Genomic DNA, 17,135 nt, shown 5'->3' with positions numbered 1-17,135 from the left:
GTCCGAGGCCCCGGGCTCCCTCGCCGGTCCGAGGCCCCGGGCCCCGTCACCGGCCCGTCGCCGTCGCATGCCTGTCGCCGTCACCTGCCCGTCGTTGTCCGGGGTCAGCGCTTGCGGTCGCGGAACCAGGCGGCCGCGCCCGGATGGAGCGGGATCGACGCGGTGGAGATCCCGGTACGCACGTTGATCTGCCACGTTTCCGGAACGGCCTCTGGAAGGGCCTCGGCGTCGCGACTGGCGGAGATGATCGTGCCGGTGTGCGTGAAGATCGTGTCGGTGATGGCGTGGACCAGGTCGTCGGGCAGGTCGTTGCGCACGAGAAGCACGTTCGGCACGGCGACGGTACGGGTGGCAGGGACGCCGGCGTAGGCGGTCGCGGGGATCATGGCCGGAGTGTAGGGACCGGGGAACGCCGCGAAGAGCGCGTCCGCCTGCGCGTCCAGCGGGATCAGCCGGATCGGGTGCCGCTGCGCCAGCTCCGTGACGGCGGGGGTCGGGACGCCGGTCAGGGAGAACATCGCGTCGATCTCGCCGTCGCGCAGCGCCGCCGCCGATTCGGCCTGGCTGAGGTACCGGCCGTCGGCGTTCACCCGGCCGAGCTCCAGAACCCGCAGCGACGTGAACTCGGTGCCCGAGTCGCGGGCGCCGAGGGACACGCGCCTGCCCTCCAGGGCACGGAACCCGTCGATCGCCGAACCGGCCATGACCACGAGATGCAGGTGACTGTCATAGAGCCGGCATATCGCCGAGAGTCCCTCGGGCGCGCTGCCGTCGGTCGTGATCAGCGCGTCCAGGCTCGTCAGCCCGAGGTGCACCTCGCCGGCCCGCAGCATCCGGATGTTGTCGGTGGACGCCCCGCTCGGCACGGTGACCAGGGTGGCACCCGGCACCTGCTCGGAGACGTGTTCGGCCAGCGCGCCGCCGATGCGCCGGTACACCGCCCCCGCAGGCCCGGTGGCCAGTCGCAGGTGGACCCTGTCGACCTCGGGCTGCCGGGAGCAACCGGCGAGCAGCCCTCCGGCGGCCAGGAGCACCGCCCGCCGGCTGAGCCGTGGCTCCCGGTCCAGCGCCGTGCCTGGACGGTACGGACGGCGACCACCGGTCACCGACAACGTCGGCGTCTCGTCAACACACCGCATCCGCGCCACCCTCCGGCAAGGCCTCGTCGGCGTCAACCCCGCCCAGGCCGTCCACCGCCGTCTTCGGGACCTGGTCGGACAGGCTCCGTGAGGTCTCTCGGTCCATGGTCGTCCAGACTCGTGCCCGGCATCCGCGTTGGCAAGATCACGCAGAGGATGCCGGGTCAGGCCTGGGGCGGAGCGCGCGTCGCCGGTCCGCCACCTGGGCTTTTACCATGAAAACATGACAACACCCGACAACGAGCTCAGGAGTTTTCTTCGTGCGAGCCGGTCCCGGATCGAACCGGGTGACGTCGGCCTGGCCGGCGGCACCCTGGGCCGCCGGGTCCAGGGCCTGCGCAGGGAAGAGGTCGCGGTCCTCGCCGGCGTGAGCGCCGACTACTACGCCCGGCTCGAGCAGGGCCGGGAGCGCAACCCGTCGGCACAGGTCGTCGATGCCATCGGCCGCGCGCTGCGGCTGTCCACCGAAGCTCTCGAACACATGTTCAGGCTCGCCGGCCTCAACCCGCGCCTCGTCAGGGAAAGCCCTCGGGACCTCGTACACCCCTCGCTGCTGGAGTTGCTGAACGCCTTCCCGTCCTCGGCGGCCTACGTGCTCGGCCCGGCGTTCGACGTGCTCGCCGCCAACTCGATCGCCGACGCCCTGCTCGCGCCCTTCGGGGAGGAGCGCAACATGCCGCGCGTCCTCTTCACGCACCCGGAGGCGAGGACCGTGTTCGTCGACTGTGAGCTGCTGCGCCGCAGCACCGTCCACGCGCTTCGGCTCAACGCCGGGCGCTTCCCCGGCGACGCCGCCATCGGAGGGCTGGTGGAGGAGCTGTCCGAGACGTCGCCCGAGTTCAGGGAACTCTGGAACGGTCACGAGGTCGGCAGGCTGACGCGGGCCTTCAAGGTCTTCGTGCACCCGGTGGCGGGCCGGATCGAGCTGACGTACCAGACCTTCGACGTGCATGACGCCGCCGGGCAGCAGCTCCTCGTCGGCACCCCGCGGCCGGGCTCCCGCAGCGAGGAAGCGCTGGTCCACCTGGCCTCCCTCACCCCGGCGAGCTGATTCCTAGGAGCGCGACACCCAGGCAGCGGCTGCCTTCCGGCCGGGGCACCGGCCACGGAGCATCGGTACGACGGCGGGAGACCTCGCCGTGGACCGGGTTCCCAAGGAGCAGACGCACATGCCAACCCCGACACAGACCGCAGCCGCGGCGTACTCGATGACCATCGACGGCGTGGCCGTCCCGGCGGCGTCGACCTACCCCGTGATCGATCCGGCCACGTGCCGGGTCGTCGGGGAGGCGCCGGACTGCACCCGCGAGCAACTGGACGCCGCCGTCGCCGCCGCCCGCCGTGCTCAGCCGGGCTGGGCGGCCCTCCCCGTGGCGGACCGCCGGCGGTACCTGCGCACGATCGCCGAGGTGATCGACGCGAACGCCGAGAAACTCGCCCGTCTCGTCACCCTGGAGCAGGGCAAACCCCTGGCCGCCGCCACCGGCGAGGTCGCCGGGCTGGGTCACTGGCTCCGGGAGACCGCGGCTCTCGATCTTCCCGTGACGGTGAACCAGGACGACGCGGAGCGGCGTTCGATCACCCGCCACGTACCGCTGGGGGTGGTCGCGGCGATCACCCCGTGGAACTACCCGATGGGCCAGCTGTCGTTCAAGCTCGGCCCCGCCCTGCTGGCCGGCAACACCGTGATCGTGAAGCCGTCGACGTTCACCCCGTTGTCGGCGCTGCGACTGGGCGAGCTGCTGCGCGACGTGCTGCCGGCCGGGGTCGTCAACGTCGTCACCGGCGCGGACGGACTGGGCCCGTGGGTGACCCGGCATCCGGGCATCGACAAGATCAGCTTCACCGGGTCGACCAGGACCGGGCGCGACGTCATGGCCGGTGCCGGCGCCTCGCTGACCCGCGTCACGCTGGAACTCGGCGGCAACGACCCGGCGATCGTGCTGCCGGACGTCGACGTCGACCAGGTCGCCGAGCAGCTGTTCTGGGGCGCGTTCGGCAACGCCGGCCAAATCTGCCTGGCCACCAAGCGCCTCTACCTGCACGCCGACGTGTACGACCGGATCGCCGCGCGGATGGTCGGCCTCGCCGAGCGGGTGACGGTCGGCAACGGCCTGGACGAGGGCGTGCGGATCGGCCCGATCTCCAACCGCCGCCAGTACGACACCGTCGTCGACCTGCTCCGGGACTCCCGGGACCGTGGCCACGAGATCCTCACCGGCGGGCTGCCCGAGGACGAGCCGGACGGACTGTTCCTCCGCCCCACCCTGATCGGCGACCCCCCGGAGAACGCCAGGATCGTTCAGGAGGAGCAGTTCGGCCCGGTGCTGCCGCTGCTGAGATTCCACGACGTCGAGGACGCCGTCGCCCGCGCCAACGCGAGCGAGTACGGCCTGGGCGCCTCGGTGTGGTCCGCGGACCCGGACGCCGCCCTCGCCGTGGCCGAGCGGCTCCAGGCCGGCACCGTCTGGGTGAACGAGATCATGCACCTGTCGCCGCTCGTGCCCTTCGGCGGCCTCAAGCAGTCCGGCATCGGGGTCGAGAGCGGTCAGGCCGGCCTGCTCGAGTTCACCGAGCGACAGACCCTCACGGTCAGGCGGTGACCGCGATCGCCCTGCCGGCCACCCGGCGCGATCAGTGCGCGTGATCGTCGCCGATGCGTTCGGAGATCTCGAACATGTTCCCCCACGGGTCACGGAAGAAGGCGAGGCGTGCGCTGATGTCGTCGATCTCGAACGGCGGGTTGACGATGTCCACGCCGCGCCGGCGGAGCTCGGCGAGGGTGTCGTCGACGCTGTCCACGGAGAGACAGACGTGGTTGTAGCCGTTCACCGACAGGCTGGCGTCGACGTCGCCGAACCTGGGCTGGGCCGCCGCACCGGGGCCGCCGAGGATCTCCAGGCGGAAGTCGTCCTGGGCGGGCGGCAGGATGTAGGCGAGGGTCAGGTCGCCGTACGGCCAGGTCTGCAGGACCCGCCAGCCCATCGTGTCGACCCAGAACGAGCGGGCCTCCTCAAAGTCGGGGTAGCGGATCCCGGTGTGGTGCCCGCGCATGGAGGCGAACGGCGACGCGCTGTCGTGCGGCGGGCTGGGAGGCAGTGGCATTGCGGGCTCCTTCGTATGGTCACCTCCGTTTGGGAGGCGTCGAAAGTCAGTGAAGCGTCGCGAGCCGGATCTGATATCCGTCAAACGACTGTCCTCGTGACCGAGAGGCTCCGGAACGTGACGGTACGACGGAGAGGGGCACACCGTGCCCTGAGCTGACCGCACCGTTTCGTAGGATGGTCGTTCTACCCAATATGGAGGTGAAAGACGCACGTGAACCCGGCCGCGACCGCGTCCGAGAGCCTCGTCGGCCGCGAAGAGGCTCTCGCGAGAGTGCGCGCCCTCCTCGGTGACGACGTGATCGGTGGCGGGGCGGCGTTGTTGCTCGGTGATCCCGGTGCGGGCAAGACCGCGGTGCTGGGCCGGATCGCGGCCGACGCCGAGGGCGAGGGCGCTCGGGTCCTGTGGGCGTCGGGTGTGCGGTTCGAGTCCGATGTCAGCCATTCCGGCCTGCACCAGCTGCTGTTCGGCATCCACGAGAGCTTCGGCGTTCTCGATCCGGAGCACCGGGACGCGCTGCGAACGGCGCTCAGCTTCAGCACGGGTCCGGCGCCGAGCCGGATGCTGGTGTGCAACGCGACGTTGTTGCTGGTACGGGCGATGGCGGCGCATCGGCCGCTGTTACTGGTGGTCGACGACCTGCCGTGGGTGGATCGGGCCAGCGCGGCGGTGCTGGGTTTCGTGAGCCGACGTCTGGCCGGCAGCCAGGTCGGCTTCCTGGGCGCGGCGCGTTCGGGGACGGCGGGGTTCTTCGAAGCCGCGGGCCTGCCGCGGCACGAGCTGGGTCCGGTGGACGACGGCTCGGCGTGGGAGATCGTCGGTCGTCGTTTCCCGGGGTTGGCGCCGTCGGTCCGGCGGCGGGTGGTGGCGGAGGCGGCGGGAAACCCGCTGGCGTTGCTGGAGCTGCCCGAGGCGCTGACGGGTGATCAGCGGCGGGCGGCGGCGCAGTTGCCCGCGGTGCTGCCGTTGACCGAGCGGCTGGAGAGCCTGTTCGCCGAGCGCGTGTCGCGCGTTCCACCGGCCGGCAGGGAAATGCTGCTGCTCGGTGCTCTGGACCGCAACGGCGGGCGGGACGCGATGCGTGCCGCCGGGGAGAGCTGCCTCGACCTGCTGGCGCCGGCGGAGCGGGAGCGCCTGGTCCAGCTCGCGCCGGACTCGCGACACTTCACCTTCCGCCATCCGCTCATCCGATCGGCCGTCGTGGGCGTGTCGACGACCGCGGAGCGGCAGCGTGCGCACCGCGCCCTGGCCGAGGCGCTGAGCGGGCATCCGGAGCAGCGGGCGTGGCATCTGGGTGAGGCCGCGGCCGGTCCGGACGAGGAGGTGGCGGCGCTGCTGGAGCGGTCGGCGCGGCTGGCCAACTCGCGGGGCGACGCGGCCGGCGCGATCGTACGGCTGAACCGGGCGGCCGCTCTGAGCCCGGAGCCGTCCGGCCGGGCGCGGCGGCTGGCCCTCGCGGCCTACCTCGGGGCCGAATCGGTCGGCGAGGCCGGCGCCGACCTGTTCCTCGAGGAGGCAGAACGTACCGGTGGCGCGCCGTTGCTCGCCGTCACCGCCTCGGCCGCCCTGCTGATCAACGGTGACGGCGACGTGCCGACGGCGCACGGCCTGCTGGCGTCGGCGATCGAGACCGGGGACCACGGCTACGACGGACGCGACGACGCGCTGACCCGGTCGATGCACACCCTGCTGCTGCTGACGCGGTACGCCGGCACGGCCGAGGCGCTGGAGCGCTATCTCGCGCTGTTCGACCGGCTGAAGCCGCCCGTCGATCCCGACCTCGAACTGCTCACCAGGATTTTCGCCGACACGGCCGACCCGGATCCGGCGGTCATCGCCGATCTGTCGGCCCAGCTGGCCCGCCTGCACCGGGAGGCGGACCCGAACCGCGTCGTCCGCATCGGCTCCGCGGTGCAGTACCTCGACCGGCTCGGCACGGTGCGGAACGACCTGTGGCGAGTGGTCAGGCAGGGCCGGGCCGGCGCGGCGCCGACCCGCCGCCAGATCACCGCCCTCGCGATGCTGGGCCGGGAGCTGTTCCACGCGGGACGGTGGGACGCGGTCGCCGAGATCGCCGACGAGGGCGACCGGCTGTGCGCGGAACGCGGATTCCCCTTCCCCCGCTGGATCTTCCGCAGCCAGCGGGGACTGATCGCCGCCGCCCGCGGCGAGGACGGATCCATCAACGACGAGCTCGTCCGATGGGCGATGGCCCGGCAGGCCGGCGGTGTCGAGATGTTCGCCCGGCACGGGCTGGCGCTGCACCACATCGGGCAGGCCGACTTCGAGGCGGCCTACCGGGAGGCGACGTCGATCGCACCGCCCGGCTCGCTGCCCGGCCATCTCCCGCAGGCGCTCTGGGTCGCCCTGGACCTGGTCGAGGCGGCCGTACGCACCGGCCGGCAGGCCGAGGCGGTCGCGCACGCCGCCGTACTGCGCGGGGCCGGAGCGACGCGGTTGTCCTCGCGGCTGGGCCTGATTGCGGCCGGCGCGACGGCGCTGGTGGCCGAGGACGACGAGGTACGCGCGGCGTTCGGCCGGGCGCTGTCGTCGCCGGACGCCGCGCGGTGGCCCTTCGACCAGGCGCGGGTACGGCTGGCCTTCGGTGAGCGGCTCCGCCGGATGGGCGCGGTGGGGGAGGCGCGGGCGGAGTTGCTCGGTGCGGCGGACGTCCTCCGCCGGTTGGGGGCGGTGCCGTGGTCGAAGCGGACGGAGAACGAGTTGCGCGCGACGGGGCTGTCGCGTCCGCGCGCGAACGGCCTGCCTCCGGCGTTGACGGCGCGGGAGCGGGAGATCGCGGAGCTGGCGGCGGCGGGGTTGACGAACAAGGAGATCGGTAAGCGGTTACACCTGTCGCATCGGACGGTGGGTTCGCACCTGTACCAGCTGTTCCCGAAGCTGGGCCTGCGCGGCCGCGCCGGCCTTCGCGACGCGCTGCTGGCACTGACCGAACCGGCGGCGGCGGACCGGCTGTCCTCCGGTTCCTGAGCATCCGAGGCGCCCCGGAGGTGGGCCTCCACAAGGAGCATCCGAGGCGCCCCGAAGACGGGCGCCACGAGGGACCTCCCGCCGGGCCGGTGGGAGGTCCCTTTCGTACGGCTCAGGCGACGTGGTCGGTCGAGCGGGCCAGTTCCCGCCAGGTCTCGAGCTCCGCGCCGACGGCCGCGAGCTTGGCGCGGATGTCGGCCAGCGTCGAGGTGCCCAGCGGGATCCGGGCCGGCATCTCGTCGAGATCCGCGACGGCCAGGATCGCGGCCGCGGCTTTCACCGGGTCGCCCTCCTGCAGCCCGTGGTTCTCTCCCGCCCAGACGCGCGACGCCCCGCCGGTGACGGCATAGTCATCGATGATCCGCTCCACGTGCCGCAACGACGTCGAGCCGAGGAAATCGGTGCGCAACGGGCCGGGTTGCACCGAGGTCACCTGGATGCCGAGCGGGGCGAGCTCCAGGCCCAGCGCCTCCGTGAGGCCCTCGACCGCGAACTTCGTCGCGCTGTAGACACCCCAGCCGGCCCACGCGACCACGCCGCCGGTCGAGCTCACGTTGAGGATCCTGCCGTGACCGGCCGCGCGCATCACCGGCACGACCGCCCGGATGACCGTCAACAGGCCGAAGACGTTGATGTCGAAGACGCCGCGCGCCTCGGCGTCACTGGTCTCCTCGACCGCGCCGACCAGCCCGCGCCCGGCGTTGTTCACCAGGACGTCGATGCCGCCGAACCGGGACACCGCCGCTTTGACGGCCGCGTCCGCCTGTCCCTGGTCGGTGACGTCCAGCGGCACCACCAGCAGGTTGTCCGGACGGCCGGGCAGTGCTTTCTCGACCGCCCGCGGATCCCGCGCGGTCGCCACGACCGAGTCGCCGCGCTCCAGCGCGGCCTTCACGATCTCCAGGCCCAACCCACGCGACGCACCGGTGACGAACCAAACAGACACGATGTTCTCCCTTGCCGGATGTTGCTGACGCATCCCATTAGGGCCCCGCCGGGAGGCGAAACGAAGAGGCTGGCTGGTACCCGTCATCCTGGCTCTGACAGAGCCACGGAGCCGGCTACGCCGTCGTCGGGGGCACGTTCTTCCTGATCTCCGCGCTGCGCCTGCGCGCGGAGGCCGGGCTGCCTGGCTCCGGCAGTACCACCCAGAGCCCGCTCCCCGGCGGCCTGGCCAGCCATACTGGTTCGCATGGCGACCGGTAACGAACTGCGCGATTTCCTCACCTCGCGACGCGCGGCGCTCTCCCCCGAGGACATGGGACTGCCCAGCCCCACCACGGCCCGCCGGGTCAAAGGGCTGCGCCGTGAGGAGGTCGCGATCCTCGCCGGGGTCAGCGTCGACTACTACGTCAAACTCGAGCAGGGCCGTGTCGGCAACGTCTCCGAGCAGGTGATCGACGCGGTCGGGCGGGCGCTGCGGCTCGACGAGGTCGAGGGCAGGTATCTTCGATCACTGCTGCACCCGGGCATCGAGCACGCCGCTCGCCGCGGGCCCGCCGTGGTCAAGGCGCGGCCCGCCCTGCTGTCCATGATCCACGCCATCGACGTGCCGGCCGTCGTCCACGGCCCGCACCTCGAGGTGCTCGGCATCAACCACGCCGGCAAGGCACTGCTGGACGACTTCGCCGCGATGCCGGTCGCGGAACGCAACACCGCCCGATGGATGTTCCTGAACCCGCGCGCCCGCGTCGTCTACCGCGACTGGGCGGAGATCGCCGCCGACATCGTCGCCGTCCTGCGGGCCGGCGCGGTGCCCGGCACCGACAACGAGACCCTGTCGAGAATCGTCGGTGAGCTCAGCACCCGATCCGAGGAGTTCGCGAGCATGTGGGCCGACTACCGGCTCTCCGAACACCAGCACGGCGTCAAACGGTTCTTCCACGAGGCCGTCGGCGACATGCGGCTCAATTATCAGACGCTGCACCTGCCGGACAGCCACGGACAGACCATCGTCATCTACACCGCCGACACGGGATCACCATCCGAGGAGAAGCTCCGGCTCCTGGCCAGCTGGACCGCCGAGGCGCGCTCGGAACCCGCGCGAAGGACCGCATGAGACGAGGCGCGGCCGGGCCTGAAGCGGGCCGTGCGGCCAGGTCGCCGTACCGTCGCCCAGGGCGATGCCGGGTGTTCGCGGGCGGGCCCCGTCACGTCGACCCCCTGCCGGCCGTCGGGACCAGCAGGGCGGCAGCGGCCTGCTCCGCCAGCCAGGCGGCGCCGTCGGCCCAGTCCCAGCCGAGCTCGCGGACCGTTTTCCACCCGCCCCGGCCGAAGTAGAACCAGAGAATCTGCTCGGTCCTGACCTGGTCGGTGCGAACGGCTCCGAGCGTCACCAGGTGTTTGGCGATGCGGGCCAGCCGGCTCCGGTAGCGCTGGACGGCGCGCTCGGCCACGGCCGCCACCGCGGGATCGGCGGTGGCGTTGTCGAACAGCAGGTTCAGGACGCTCTCGTGGCGCCGCGTCATGTCGCCCGTGCCCTCGGCCGTCCGGCGCAGGATGTCACGGCCGTCGGCCGAGCCGAGTGCGGCGTTCAGGGTGGCCTGGATCTGCTCGTCGCCGGCGCTCTCCGCGACCAGTGCCTCCATCAGCGCCGCCTTGCCGCCCACACTCGTGTACACGGTGTTCAGGGCGACTCCCGCTCGTTCGGCGATCCCGGCCACCGTGGCTCTCGCGTACCCCTGCTCGGCGAAGAGCTGCTGCGCGGCTCGCAAGATCGCGGCGCGGGTCTCCCGAGCCGCGACGGCCCGGACCGTCGAGGTGTACGCACGCTTTGCCATGAAATCACTATGACAGTAGAACATTGATAGTAATGAACATACATTCATAGTATATGGATTACTATGAAAATATGTTGATCGACCCGAACTCCCCTGTGGACAAGCCCGAGACCCAGCAGATGAAGGTCATCCACCGCGCGATGCGCCGCGAGTTCGCGCAGCTCCCCGAGCTGATCGCCGCCGTGCCCGCCGGCGACGTCGCCCGCGCGCGCCTGCTCGGCGCCCATCTCGACCTGGCGCTCGTCATACTGCACGAACACCACGAGGCCGAGGACGAGCTGCTCTGGCCGATCCTCATCGAACGCGTCCCGCTCGAGAAAGACCTGATCGAGGTCATGCGGCGGCAGCATGACGTGATCGCCCGAGCCGTCGGCGTCGTCGAGGCCGAGCTGCCGAGCTGGACCGCGGAGGCGAGCCCCACGGCCCGCGACCGCGTCGCCGGTGCCCTGCGCGACCTCGGCCCGGCCCTCACCGAGCACCTCGAACTGGAGGAGAGCGCGGTGCTCCCGCTCATCCACGAGCACCTCACCGTGCCGGAGTGGCTGGCGCCGCAGGAGTACGCGATGAAGCACGGCCCGAAGAGCCTCACCGGCAAGCTGACCATGGCCGGCATGGTCCTGGAGGACGCGACACCGCGCGAGCGGGCCTGGTTCCTCGGCGAGATGCCTGCTCCAGCCAGGTTCCTGTGGCGCGTGATGGGTGCCCGGCGGTATGGGGCCCACGTGCGCGCGGTGCGCGCCGGAGCGCTGGGCTAGGCACGGATCGGTCACCGACCGGCGAGGTTTCCACGGTTCGGCCCCCGTCAGGGTGGCTCAAGTCGCCGGGCCAGTCATTCGACCTACATCCCCGAAGGCCCTCCGCCGCTCTACTGGTCGCCAATGATGTTGATACGACACGGATGAGAGGAACATCTGCCGACCGGCCACGACATGTTTTGGGACGTTCATGAAAATTGAGATATACGCCGATGTGCTGTGCCCGTGGTGCTACATCGGTAAAAGACGCCTGGCGGCCGCTTTGGCGCAGCACGATGACCGCGACAGCCTCGAAATCGTCTGGCGCGGCTACGAGCTCGCTCCGGAGGCGGGCCGGACCCCCGGCCCGACCGCCGCCGAGGCCATGACCGGCTGGTTCGGCGAGCAGGCGCCCGCCCGCATCGCCCAGATCCAGTCGCTGGGCGCCGCGGAAGGCCTGGAGCTGAACCTGCGTCTGGCCCGCCCGGTGAGCACCTTCGACGCACACCGGCTGAGCAAGCTGGCCGCCGACCGCGACCGCGCCGACCGGATGATGGAGCTCCTGCTGCACGCGTACCACACCGAGGGGCTCAACGTGGCCGACCCGCAGGTCCTGCGGCGCCTGGGCGGCGAGGCCGGGCTGGACGGCGATGAGACGCGCGCGGTCCTGGCCGGTGACGACTACGCCGACCAGGTACGCGCCGACCGGCGTCGCGCGGCCGAACACGGTGTCACCGGCGTTCCCAGCCTGGTGATCGACGGCCGGCCGCCGGTCTCCGGAATTCAGCCCATCGCCGACCTGCTGCGACTGCTGTAGCGCGGCCCCGCCGGAGGCACTTCGCCACGACGTCGCCCGGCCGATACGCGGACGCCGACTCCGATGAGAAGTACCGCTCCGGCATTGATCAGAACATCCAGGGCGGCGAGGTCGAGGTTGAATTCATACCTGTGGAGAGCGCGAGAAACCATCTAAAAGCCGATGACCGGGGAAGTCATCGCAGCCACTCGAAACACCGAGGACCACGAGCTTTTGCGAACGCGGTGGACAAGCGTGATCAGAAAGGGGAGAAGAACGACGGCGAGGGCTCAGGGGCGTCGCCTCCGCTCACGAATCGCCGCCTCCGGGCGTAGTCCAAGCCCGATCAGCGCTGTGAGCCATGGCCACAACGGGGACCCGCCGTCGAAGAGCAGGATGCCGAAGGACAGAACGACGCCGCCGACCAATGCGACAGATCCCATGACGCGGATAAACGTAATGTCGTCGTCGGGTCTGGGGCCAGGAATGTGGGGAGGCGGGGTCTCTGAGGGAAGCGCTCCAGCCCGATTCCGGGCGCGGCCCGAGCACGGCGTACGCGAGACCGGCCCCGGGCCGCACGCGCGGTGTGCGACCGAGCGCAGGTCCATCCCCGGGCGGTCGCCGGCCCGGGGATGGACCGACGTCACCTCACGTCGCGACGGTGAAGGTGTCGATGTCGAAATGGTCGGCCCGCTGCACACCGGACTGCGACGTGAACGCCTCGCCCTCCACCGTCCGGGCGCCGGTGCCGCCGTCGCCGCGCGCGTTCAGGGAGACGCGGACTCACGCGACGGCCATGTCGATCGTTCACATCGGAGAACCCGCTCGGGGAGGGTCGAACCGTCAGCCGAGGGCCTCGAGCAACTCGCGCTCGCGCCGGACGCTGAGGCCGGCGCGTCTTGCCCGGTCCAGACCCTGCTCGCGTTCCCAGAGCAGCGTGTCGGCCAGCAGTTCCGCCCGGGGCCGATGACGGAGCCCCGCGGCGCGCGCCGCGGACCCGTTCCGGGCCGAGAATCCTTCCCAGCCCGGCTCGACCAGCCACATCGGCAGCGACTCGGCCCCCATGTACTCGGCCACGCCGTTCGCGAGTAGCCATGTCGAGTCGGCGGTGACCACCGGACCGGTGTGCCCGCCGACAGCGCGGGACAGCTCGATCCACTCCCCGAAGGGAACGAGCGGACCGACGGCGTCGTACGTGCCCGTGCTTCCCGCCTCCGCGGCGGCGAGCAGCCAGGCGGCGAGGTCTCGCACGTCGACCGCCTGCGTCGGTCTCGCCGGTGCGTCGGGAACCAGCATCGGCCCCTGCGGATCACGTGCGGCACGGGCCACCCAGTAGCCGGAGCGTCCGCTGTGATCACCCGGGCCACCGATCAGACCGGCGCGTGCGATGAGAAGGCGGTCGCCAACCACGGACGCCGACGCCTGCTCGCAGGCGACCTTCGCCTCGCCGTACAGCGCGCGGTCGACCTCGCTTCGGCCGGTCGGAGCGAGCAGGGCCGCGGACTCGTCCGCACCCGGCACGGCATGGGAGGCGTAGGCACTGACGGATGAGACATAGACCCAGTGCCTGGCCCTGCCGCCCAGTACGTCGAGCGCCTCACGAACGAAGCCCGGCTGCCACGACACCTCGACGACCGCATCCCATTCGCGGTCGAGCAACGGTTCGTACCCCGAAGGATCGCGCCGGTCGGCGGCCACCAGCCTCGCTCCCTCCGCGACTGCTCCGCTTTCGCCGCGAGCGAGACACGTCACCCGATGACCGAGCTCAATCGCCTGCCGCGACACTTCCCGGCCCACCCACGCTGTTCCACCCAGAATCAAGATCTCCATCCCGACACCCAAGCACCGTGATCGCCGAACACCCGGGCGGGTTCACTCACAGCGGACCCGATGCGCTGACAGCGGACCCGATGTCGGCGACATGCATCGTTGACTGATGGCGATGATGTCCATGGTGACGCCGCGACGGGTATGACCCGCCGCTGACGCCTGTTCCCCGCCGTGCGTCGCACGGCGGGGAACCAGGGGCGGACGGTCTGCGGAGGTCAGGGGGTCAGAGTGATCCCCCGGTAGTAGTGCTTGAGGATCCTGGAGGAGCTCCAGCCCGCCCTGGCCTTGTCGCGGGAGCCGGTCTGCGACATCCAGTCGCCGGTGACCCAGTGGCCGCACGCCGTGGTCGTGGAGCAGTACTGGGCCCGGAAGATACTCCCGTTGCGCGTCATCCGGGTGCCCCACGTCGCGTCCACCGCGGCGTTCGTCGCCGCCGTCGCGGAGCCGGGCCTGTACACCTGGCTGTTCGTGTTGTCGGAGACGTCGTAGCACTGGCCGCTCGGCGTCTTGCTCGCCGATCTCAGCGCCCAGTACCAGCCGAAGTTCTTGACGGCGATCGCCCCGGCCCTGAGGGACTCCTTGGGCCAGTACGACGGCCACTCGTTGGGCAGGACGTTCTTGATGTAGGTCTTGAACTCCACCCGGTCCACGCGATTGAGGGATTTCCGGTAGACGAGGATCGTCGTGGGCAGCCTGCTGTGCGTGCCGTCGGTCTTGCACCCGGTCGGCGATGTGAAGCCGCCCATGAACTGGTGCGAGGCGTTCTGGTTCTTGAGGGTGGGGCTCAGGTTACCCCTGGCGCCTGCCTTGAAGTCCTGGTAGGTGCCGGTGTAGCCGCTGTTGAAGTACACGCGGACGGTCTTGCCACTGCGGTTCCAGACCGAGGCGGCGGCGTTCTTGATGCACTTGCCCTTGCCGGCGCCGGCTCCCTTGAAGTCGTAGCAGGAAGGCTGCGTCGTGGCGTAGTCGCCCACCGAGCCGGTGAAGTCGGAGACCGACCCCTGGTTGTTGCTGTTGAAGTAGTAGCAGAACTCACCGCTCTCACACACGCCGTTACGGCCCGCCGCCGAGGCGGGCGCCGCGGAGGCGAGCACCGCCCCGCCGAGCGCCATCGCCGCGGTGAGCCGCGAGATCAGCCGAACAGTTCGTGAAGGCACAGTTGTCTTCCTCGCTTCTCAGAGGTCTCGGCGCGTTATCGGATGCTGTAGCCCTGGGAGTTCCAGAACGAGGTCGGGTTCGGGTTCTCCAGGTGCGGGTCGCCGACGCTCTTGGCCGCGCGCGTGTGCCGTCCGGGGCGCATCTCCACGTGGGTGTGCGCGGACGAACTGCTCGACACCCCGCGCCACGCCTCGTCGGCGATGACCTGGTTGCGGCTGACCTGCTGGCCCACGCGCAGGGAGGACCGCGGAGCGGAGTGCAGGTAGATCACCGTCTTGTTCAGCGAGGCGTTGTAGATGGCGATCGTGGAGAGTCCCGCCCTGCCGTTGTATCCGCGGACGACGTTGATGACCTGACCGCCCACCAGGGCGTGGACATCCGCGCCCACCCCGCGGACGATGTCGATGCCCTCGTGCCGGCCGGAGGTGGAGGTGTAACCGTCGAAGCCGCAGCTGATCCTGCCGCTGGCCGTGTACAGCGAGAACGACATGTTGCTGCGCGATGACGATGACGGGCTGAACTGGTGCGAGGCGTTCTGGTTCTTGAGGGTGGGGCTCAGGTTGCCCCTGGCGCCTGCCTTGAAGTCCTGGTAGGTGCCGGTGTGGCCGCTGTTGAAGTACACGCGGACGGTCTTGCCACTGCGGTTCCAGACCGAGGCGGCGGCGTTCTTGATGCACTTGCCCTTGCCGGCGCCGGCTCCCTTGAAGTCGTAGCAGGAAGGCTGCGTCGTGGCGTAGTCGCCCACCGAGCCGGTGAAGTCGGAGACCGACCCCTGGTTGTTGCTGTTGAAGTAGTAGCAGAACTCACCGCTCTCACACACGCCGTTACGGCCGGCCGCCGAGGCGGGCGCCGCGGTGGCGAGTGCCGTCCCACCGAGCGTCATCATGGCGGTCGCCGCGGCGAGGATCCTGGTGAAAGTTCTCATGCTGTTCTCCTTCTGCCTGCTCATGTCTGGTTCTGTCTGCTTTTGACTGCTTCTGACTGCTTCTGACTGCTTCTGACTGCGGAGCCTGGGGTTCGGATGAGTCAGCGACGCCGGTACTCCTCCCAGGTGCGGATGGTCACCTTCGGACCGTCGTCCGGGCCACGGCCGGCGAGCCCGTTCAGGCCGAGGTAGTAGTCACCGACCTGGCGCTGGGCCTGGCTGGAGAGTCCGGTGTCGCTGATGGCGACGGCGTGGATGTGCCACGGCCAGTCGGCTTGGTCGGGGCTGCGCACCCATGCCGCGAAGCCGACACGTCGCAACGCGCGGACGACCGCGGTGCGGGTGGCGGAACTCATCCCCTTGACCGAGATGTCGACGACGCCGCCGCCGTCGTGGGTGCCCGCGGACGTGGGGTCGCCGCCGGGGTTGTACGACCCCTGATCCAGCTTGAAGTCGCGGCCGAGCAGCCGCTTCGCCTCGGCCAGCATGCTTCGCGTGCGGGTGTTGACGACGAAACCGTCGGTGGACACCCGGGTGCCCGGGTCGATGACGTGGGCGACCCTGAAGCGGCCGGCCCCGAGCCTGGTGAGCGACGCCTTGCCCGGCAGGCCGTTGGCGGCGAGACCGGTGAAGCCGAGCGACTTCTGGTACTTCGCGAAGGCGGTGACCGTGGTGGTGCCGAAGTAGCCGTCCACCCACTTCGCGTCGAGCAGGCGCCGGTCGCGCAGCGCCCGCTCGACGAGGAGCACACCGGCCTTGGCGCCCGGGGTCAGCGTGTCGTCAGGCCGCCGCGGGTCGATCTGGGCCGCCTTGACGGCGGCTTCCATGTTCACGCTCGGAAGGGCCCCGGCGTCGGCCGCCTGCGCCGCCGACATCCCGGACACTCCGGTCAGCGAAGCGAGCAGGGCGGCCGCCACGAGGGCAGCGGCGCGTGGAGGCAGCTTCATCGTTACTCCTGGTTTCGGGCGCTGGGGGCGATCCCTGTGCGGCCGAATCCAAGGTTTCGGTTTGCTCGCGTGTCCACAAGAAGATCGGTGTTGTCAGCCTGTTCGACAGACTCTCCGTACAGGCGTACGCGCCGTCTGACAGGTGATTCGACGGCGAATGAGACGCACAGCCCGCGACCGCGCAGGTTCCGGCGGGTGCAAGAACATGTCCGAGCTTCGCGACGGTGTGATGAAACGTGGCAGGACATGGTCGTACGTGATCCGCGTCGAGGACCCGGAGACCGCTGAGGGCAAGCCCGGGTGGGTGAGCGGCTTCGCCACGGAAGACGAGGCCGAAGCGGCTCGCGACGAGGCGCGTCAGCGCTCAGCGTGGCAAGCGCTCAGCGTGGCAAGCGCTCAGCGTGGCAAGCGCTCAGCGCATGGCGAACACTCAGCGTGGCAAGCGCTCAGCGTGTGAGTACGTCGACTCACGATCAAGGGCTCGATGGGCGGGACGGCCGCTCCCGCCTCCACCCCAGCCGACGCGCACGATTGCGATCCACAGCTCGAGCCTGATCGGGACATACGGATTCCGGAATCCAACGAAGGTCGTTGAACGTACGGACATCCAGCACCTGGCCGCCAGGTGCTGGATGTCCGCGTTCCCTTCGCCTGCTCCGGCCTTGAGCCGGGCCGTGCCGTTCTGTGCTGCACCATCATCAATGACTTTTATAAGGATGCACCTGACGAACTT

At 70.4% G+C, this 17,135-nt stretch carries 15 protein-coding genes; 7 read left to right on the top strand and 8 right to left on the bottom strand.

From position 1 onward, the window contains the following. Positions 1-104: 104 nt before the first annotated feature. The gene (locus ACTOQ2_RS34750; protein WP_440105064.1) at positions 105-1,139 is read right to left on the bottom strand and encodes a TAXI family TRAP transporter solute-binding subunit; all 1,035 of its coding nucleotides are present in this window, start codon (positions 1,137-1,139) and stop codon (positions 105-107) included. Between the two features lie 223 nt (positions 1,140-1,362). Between ACTOQ2_RS34750 and ACTOQ2_RS34745 the strand changes: the two genes are divergently transcribed. Both ACTOQ2_RS34745 and ACTOQ2_RS34740 read left to right on the top strand, forming a co-directional pair. After that, a complete protein-coding gene (locus tag ACTOQ2_RS34745; protein WP_440105063.1) occupies positions 1,363-2,190 on the top strand; it encodes a helix-turn-helix domain-containing protein in 828 nt (275 codons plus the stop codon). A gap of 118 nt (positions 2,191-2,308) precedes the next feature. Beyond that, positions 2,309-3,742 (top strand): aldehyde dehydrogenase family protein, encoded by a 1,434-nt coding sequence (locus tag ACTOQ2_RS34740; RefSeq protein ID WP_440105062.1) that lies wholly within the window; start codon positions 2,309-2,311, stop codon positions 3,740-3,742. Positions 3,743-3,773: 31 nt separating this feature from the next. Here the strand turns inward: ACTOQ2_RS34740 and ACTOQ2_RS34735 are convergent, their stop codons facing one another. Further along, positions 3,774-4,244, bottom strand: a complete 471-nt coding sequence (locus ACTOQ2_RS34735; RefSeq protein ID WP_362697335.1) for a VOC family protein — start codon at positions 4,242-4,244, stop codon at positions 3,774-3,776. A gap of 213 nt (positions 4,245-4,457) precedes the next feature. Here ACTOQ2_RS34735 and ACTOQ2_RS34730 point away from each other — a divergent pair, with 213 nt between their 5' ends. After that, positions 4,458-7,232 (top strand): ATP-binding protein, encoded by a 2,775-nt coding sequence (locus ACTOQ2_RS34730; RefSeq protein ID WP_440105060.1) that lies wholly within the window; start codon positions 4,458-4,460, stop codon positions 7,230-7,232. A gap of 112 nt (positions 7,233-7,344) precedes the next feature. Here the strand turns inward: ACTOQ2_RS34730 and ACTOQ2_RS34725 are convergent, their stop codons facing one another. After that, complete coding sequence (locus ACTOQ2_RS34725) at positions 7,345-8,178, bottom strand: oxidoreductase (RefSeq protein WP_440105059.1); 834 nt, start codon at positions 8,176-8,178, stop codon at positions 7,345-7,347. A gap of 246 nt (positions 8,179-8,424) precedes the next feature. Between ACTOQ2_RS34725 and ACTOQ2_RS34720 the strand changes: the two genes are divergently transcribed. Further along, positions 8,425-9,291 carry a helix-turn-helix transcriptional regulator gene (locus tag ACTOQ2_RS34720; RefSeq protein ID WP_440105057.1) on the top strand — a complete coding sequence of 289 codons (867 nt, stop codon included), beginning with the start codon at positions 8,425-8,427 and terminating at the stop codon, positions 9,289-9,291. Between the two features lie 91 nt (positions 9,292-9,382). Here ACTOQ2_RS34720 and ACTOQ2_RS34715 read toward each other — a convergent pair whose 3' ends face one another. Then, positions 9,383-10,012: a TetR/AcrR family transcriptional regulator gene (locus ACTOQ2_RS34715; RefSeq protein ID WP_440105056.1), complete on the bottom strand. Its 630-nt coding sequence runs from the start codon at positions 10,010-10,012 to the stop codon at positions 9,383-9,385. A gap of 71 nt (positions 10,013-10,083) precedes the next feature. Here ACTOQ2_RS34715 and ACTOQ2_RS34710 point away from each other — a divergent pair, with 71 nt between their 5' ends. Next, positions 10,084-10,767: a hemerythrin domain-containing protein gene (locus ACTOQ2_RS34710; RefSeq protein ID WP_440105055.1), complete on the top strand. Its 684-nt coding sequence runs from the start codon at positions 10,084-10,086 to the stop codon at positions 10,765-10,767. Positions 10,768-10,957: 190 nt separating this feature from the next. Beyond that, positions 10,958-11,563, top strand: coding sequence for a DsbA family oxidoreductase (locus tag ACTOQ2_RS34705; protein WP_440105054.1), 606 nt, complete (start codon positions 10,958-10,960; stop codon positions 11,561-11,563). A gap of 822 nt (positions 11,564-12,385) precedes the next feature. Here the strand turns inward: ACTOQ2_RS34705 and ACTOQ2_RS34700 are convergent. The 4 genes from ACTOQ2_RS34700 to ACTOQ2_RS34685 all read right to left on the bottom strand — a co-directional run bounded on the left by ACTOQ2_RS34700 (position 12,386) and on the right by ACTOQ2_RS34685 (position 16,402). Further along, positions 12,386-13,372: an NAD-dependent epimerase/dehydratase family protein gene (locus ACTOQ2_RS34700; RefSeq protein WP_440105053.1), complete on the bottom strand. Its 987-nt coding sequence runs from the start codon at positions 13,370-13,372 to the stop codon at positions 12,386-12,388. A 215-nt stretch (positions 13,373-13,587) separates the two neighbouring features. Continuing rightward, positions 13,588-14,529 carry a SpoIID/LytB domain-containing protein gene (locus ACTOQ2_RS34695; protein WP_440105052.1) on the bottom strand — a complete coding sequence of 314 codons (942 nt, stop codon included), beginning with the start codon at positions 14,527-14,529 and terminating at the stop codon, positions 13,588-13,590. A gap of 35 nt (positions 14,530-14,564) precedes the next feature. Continuing rightward, positions 14,565-15,455, bottom strand: a complete 891-nt coding sequence (locus tag ACTOQ2_RS34690; protein ID WP_440105051.1) for a peptidase inhibitor family I36 protein — start codon at positions 15,453-15,455, stop codon at positions 14,565-14,567. A gap of 101 nt (positions 15,456-15,556) precedes the next feature. Next, positions 15,557-16,402, bottom strand: coding sequence for a peptidoglycan-binding domain-containing protein (locus tag ACTOQ2_RS34685; protein ID WP_440105049.1), 846 nt, complete (start codon positions 16,400-16,402; stop codon positions 15,557-15,559). Between the two features lie 205 nt (positions 16,403-16,607). Here ACTOQ2_RS34685 and ACTOQ2_RS34680 point away from each other — a divergent pair, with 205 nt between their 5' ends. Beyond that, the gene (locus ACTOQ2_RS34680; RefSeq protein ID WP_440105048.1) at positions 16,608-16,859 is read left to right on the top strand and encodes a hypothetical protein; all 252 of its coding nucleotides are present in this window, start codon (positions 16,608-16,610) and stop codon (positions 16,857-16,859) included. Positions 16,860-17,135 lie beyond the last annotated feature (276 nt).

This window comes from Streptosporangium sp. H16, assembly GCF_051918855.1.
Classification (GTDB): domain Bacteria; phylum Actinomycetota; class Actinomycetes; order Streptosporangiales; family Streptosporangiaceae; genus Streptosporangium.
Note: the sequence above shows the minus strand (reverse complement) of the source record. Positions and strands in the feature narration are given on the sequence as shown.

What these genes read in the sequence shown, in the direction of transcription:
- ACTOQ2_RS34710 (WP_440105055.1), top strand. Translation starts at nt 10,084, where the DNA reads ATGTTGATCGACCCGAACTCCCCTGTGGACAAGCCCGAGACCCAGCAG.
- ACTOQ2_RS34750 (WP_440105064.1), bottom strand. Translation starts at nt 1,139, where the DNA reads ATGCGGTGTGTTGACGAGACGCCGACGTTGTCGGTGACCGGTGGTCGC.
- ACTOQ2_RS34740 (WP_440105062.1), top strand. Translation starts at nt 2,309, where the DNA reads ATGCCAACCCCGACACAGACCGCAGCCGCGGCGTACTCGATGACCATC.
- ACTOQ2_RS34685 (WP_440105049.1), bottom strand. Translation starts at nt 16,402, where the DNA reads ATGAAGCTGCCTCCACGCGCCGCTGCCCTCGTGGCGGCCGCCCTGCTC.
- ACTOQ2_RS34690 (WP_440105051.1), bottom strand. Translation starts at nt 15,455, where the DNA reads ATGAGAACTTTCACCAGGATCCTCGCCGCGGCGACCGCCATGATGACG.
- ACTOQ2_RS34715 (WP_440105056.1), bottom strand. Translation starts at nt 10,012, where the DNA reads ATGGCAAAGCGTGCGTACACCTCGACGGTCCGGGCCGTCGCGGCTCGG.
- ACTOQ2_RS34700 (WP_440105053.1), bottom strand. Translation starts at nt 13,372, where the DNA reads ATGGAGATCTTGATTCTGGGTGGAACAGCGTGGGTGGGCCGGGAAGTG.
- ACTOQ2_RS34720 (WP_440105057.1), top strand. Translation starts at nt 8,425, where the DNA reads ATGGCGACCGGTAACGAACTGCGCGATTTCCTCACCTCGCGACGCGCG.
- ACTOQ2_RS34745 (WP_440105063.1), top strand. Translation starts at nt 1,363, where the DNA reads ATGACAACACCCGACAACGAGCTCAGGAGTTTTCTTCGTGCGAGCCGG.
- ACTOQ2_RS34680 (WP_440105048.1), top strand. Translation starts at nt 16,608, where the DNA reads ATGTCCGAGCTTCGCGACGGTGTGATGAAACGTGGCAGGACATGGTCG.
- ACTOQ2_RS34705 (WP_440105054.1), top strand. Translation starts at nt 10,958, where the DNA reads ATGAAAATTGAGATATACGCCGATGTGCTGTGCCCGTGGTGCTACATC.
- ACTOQ2_RS34735 (WP_362697335.1), bottom strand. Translation starts at nt 4,244, where the DNA reads ATGCCACTGCCTCCCAGCCCGCCGCACGACAGCGCGTCGCCGTTCGCC.